The sequence below is a fragment of the Pseudomonas sp. NPDC089743 genome (assembly GCF_044748785.1).
Lineage (GTDB): Bacteria > Pseudomonadota > Gammaproteobacteria > Pseudomonadales > Pseudomonadaceae > Aquipseudomonas > Aquipseudomonas putida_X.
Genome location: NZ_JBIVGS010000036.1, coordinates 1 through 2755, shown reverse-complemented (window position 1 = coordinate 2755; position 2755 = coordinate 1). Strand labels below are relative to the sequence as shown.

Sequence of the window (2755 nt, the reverse complement as noted above, 5' to 3'; positions counted from 1 at the left end):
ACTGGTGAGAACCTGAACGGCTTGATGACCCAGGCAACCAGCTACAACACCGCGTTGAGCAAAGCGAGCGATACCGCCATCGATCTGGTTCGCCGCGCGATCTATCAGGTGCGCAAGCAATCGCTGATGTCGGCCGACGGCGTGGTTATGACCGAGCTCGACTGGATGAATATCGAACTGCAGAAGGACGGCGAGAATCGCTACCTGTTCGCCAACCTGCAGGGCCTGGTCACGCCAATCCTGTGGGGGCGTCCGGTGATCACCTCGGACAGCATGGACGAGGGTGATGGTGACGCTGGCGGCGAGTTCCTCGTGGCGAACTTCGCGCGCTCGACCACGCTTTTCGACCGCATGGCCTATGAGTTCAAGATGGGGCTGATCAACGACCAGTTCATCCGCAACGAGGTTGCGCTGCTGGTCGAGGAACGCCTGGGCCTGGGCGTTCGCCGCAAGGAAGCCCTGGTCAAGGGCAACTTCCCGGTCGCCGCTTAACCCATCCTTCAAGGCCGGCGTATCGCCGGCCTCTTTATTTCAGGAGGCAGTATGCACATCAAAGCTCTGTGGGGTTTCGTCGGCAACGCTGATCTGCTGGGCGCTGACTCGCCCAAGGTAAAACGCGGGCAGGAGTTCGAAAACGCTGACGACGGATACGCTCATACGTTGTTTGGAAAGGGCCTGGCCGTTGAGGTTGGCGCCAATGGCAAGCCGCGCGTGGCGAAGCCGAAAGAGACGAAGCCTACCGCGCCCAATGAAGAAAAGGCTGCTGCCGAGAAAGCAGCAGCTGAGAAAGCCGCCGCCGAGAAGGCTTCAGCGGAAAAGGCGGCGGCAGAGAAGGAAGCTGCCGATAAGGCCGCTGCCGAGAAGGCAGCAGCTGAGAAAGCTGCGGCCGAGGCCAAGTAAATGATCGACCTGGCCAACGTGAAGATGCACCTCCGGGTCGACGGCGATGAAGAAGACGCCCTGATCGGCGGTTACGTCGAAGCGGCCAAGGCCCACGTCGAGCAGCACTGCGACCGAAAGCTGGTCGATGCTGATCCTGTCGAGCCCGAAGAGATGGGCCTGACCCGTGATGTCGAGCAGGCCATTCTGCTTATGGTAGGGCACTGGTACGCCAACCGAGAGGCTGTGGCGGTAGGCACCATCGCCACAGTCATGCCGCTCGCGGTCGAAAGGCTGCTCTGGTACAGGAAGCGCTTCTGATGAAAGCCGGACCCATGCGTCATCGGTGCCGCCTGAGCAAGTACGAGCGCGTGCAGAACGATACCGGGGGGTACGACCAGGTGTGGGTTCAAGTCGGTGAGGTTTGGGCGGAGGTCACCATGCCGACTGGCCGCACAGCTCCAGTGGCTGAACAGGTGGAAGCGGTGATCAGTGCCGAGATACGCATCAGGCCACGGGCGGATATTGCCGCCGGCTGGCGGGTGACCGAGAAGCGCACCGGCATCACCTACAAGGTGGAAGCCCCACTGCTCAATAACGAACGGGACATGCTGCGCCTGCTGTGCTCCAGCGTCCCCAACCCATAAGGTAAACCATGAAAATTCGTGCACTGGGCCCGCTGACTGGCGCATCAGGTGAGCGGCAGAAGGGCGAAGAGTTCGTCGTCGCCAAAGAGTACGGCGCCGGTTTGGTCGCCCGCGGCTACGCCGAGGAAGTAATCGAGACCCCACCCGCCACCGATAAGCCGGCCAAGCCAGCTCAAGCCGATCAGGCCAAGGGGTAAGGTATGGCCAGGCGGTCGAGCATCCGGGGGGATATCCGGCTGCGCCGGACGCTTCGCAATATTCACAGGACCATGGACAACGAACTCAAGCCCGCCATGGAGCAGGCGGCGGCGCGCATCCTTGCCACTCAGCAGCAGCTGATACCCAAGGACACCGGCGACGCGGCTGCAGCCCTGAAGATGTATGTCTCGCCCAGCGGCCTCGACGCGCAGATCGGTATTCGGGGCAAGCGCGATAACCGCCGGTTCTTCTATTTGCGGTTCATCGAGTACGGGACGAAGGGCTATGTCGGCGGAAAGCGCGCCGGCAGCGGCAACCAAAGCGATACCAACAAAAGCGATGGTGAACACTTCTTCGGCAAGTATCCGGATATCCCGGCTAGGCCAGCACACCCTTGGCTGCGGCCGTCGATGGACGTTAACAGGGAGTATGTATTGGCCGATATCGAAGCAGCTGTCACGCGGACGTTGCGAAAGGCAAGCCAGGGGGTAGGCAATGGCTGATCCATCCGTTGCGCTACAGAAAGCGTTGTTTGCCAGGCTGCGTGCCGAGGTGAGCTGTCCAATCCACGACGGCGCCGATATCAACACCCCGAAGCCCTACGTGTCGATCGACCGGGAGATCTCTACCAACATAACCCCGATCGCGGGCCGCAAGCGCGAACAGCGCCTGCTGTACCTGTCGGTCTGGTCCGATGCCGTAGGGCAGGCTGAGGTCAAACGCATCAATGGCGAGGTTATCGCAGCCCTGGACGAGCGCCGTTTGCCGCTGGAAGTGGGCCGAGCAGTCTCGGTTAGGGTCGAGCAGGCCGACGCCCAGCGCGACGCTGACGGCGTTACTTACCAGGGTTCGATCACCGTCCGCGTGATCACCACCCACTAAATCACCCACCGGCCGCGCTGCGGCTTTTATCCAATGTGCCTTTGGAGGAACCCCCATGGCCGAAGACAACCTCAACACAGCCGCCGGCTGCCGCCTTGCCATTGGCGGCAAGACCGGTGCAGGCACCCTCACCGAGTACGAAGCCGACA

7 protein-coding genes are annotated in these 2755 nt (G+C 61.6%); all 7 read left to right on the top strand.

The genetic code is table 11. From position 1 onward, the window contains the following. On the top strand, nt 1–492 hold a 492-nt coding region (locus ACIPZC_RS25990), incomplete at its 5' end, for a phage major capsid protein (RefSeq protein ID WP_400630430.1). A 51-nt stretch (nt 493–543) separates the two neighbouring features. Further along, a complete protein-coding gene (locus ACIPZC_RS25985) occupies nt 544–900 on the top strand; it encodes a hypothetical protein (RefSeq protein ID WP_400630428.1) in 357 nt (118 codons plus the stop codon). Beyond that, nucleotides 901–1200 (top strand): head-tail connector protein, encoded by a 300-nt coding sequence (locus ACIPZC_RS25980; RefSeq protein ID WP_400630426.1) that lies wholly within the window; start codon nt 901–903, stop codon nt 1198–1200. Beyond that, complete coding sequence (locus ACIPZC_RS25975) at nt 1200–1526, top strand: phage head closure protein (RefSeq protein WP_400630424.1); 327 nt, start codon at nt 1200–1202, stop codon at nt 1524–1526. The genes ACIPZC_RS25980 and ACIPZC_RS25975 overlap by 1 nt, the downstream gene beginning before the upstream one ends. An 8-nt stretch (nt 1527–1534) precedes the next feature. Further along, entirely contained in the window at nt 1535–1723 is a 189-nt protein-coding gene (locus ACIPZC_RS25970; RefSeq protein WP_400630422.1) for a hypothetical protein, read from the top strand. Between the two features lie 3 nt (nt 1724–1726). Next, nucleotides 1727–2227: an HK97 gp10 family phage protein gene (locus tag ACIPZC_RS25965; RefSeq protein ID WP_400630420.1), complete on the top strand. Its 501-nt coding sequence runs from the start codon at nt 1727–1729 to the stop codon at nt 2225–2227. Next, the gene (locus tag ACIPZC_RS25960; protein WP_400630418.1) at nt 2220–2606 is read left to right on the top strand and encodes a DUF3168 domain-containing protein; all 387 of its coding nucleotides are present in this window, start codon (nt 2220–2222) and stop codon (nt 2604–2606) included. The genes ACIPZC_RS25965 and ACIPZC_RS25960 overlap by 8 nt, the downstream gene beginning before the upstream one ends. The last annotated feature ends 149 nt before the right edge of the window (nt 2607–2755 follow it).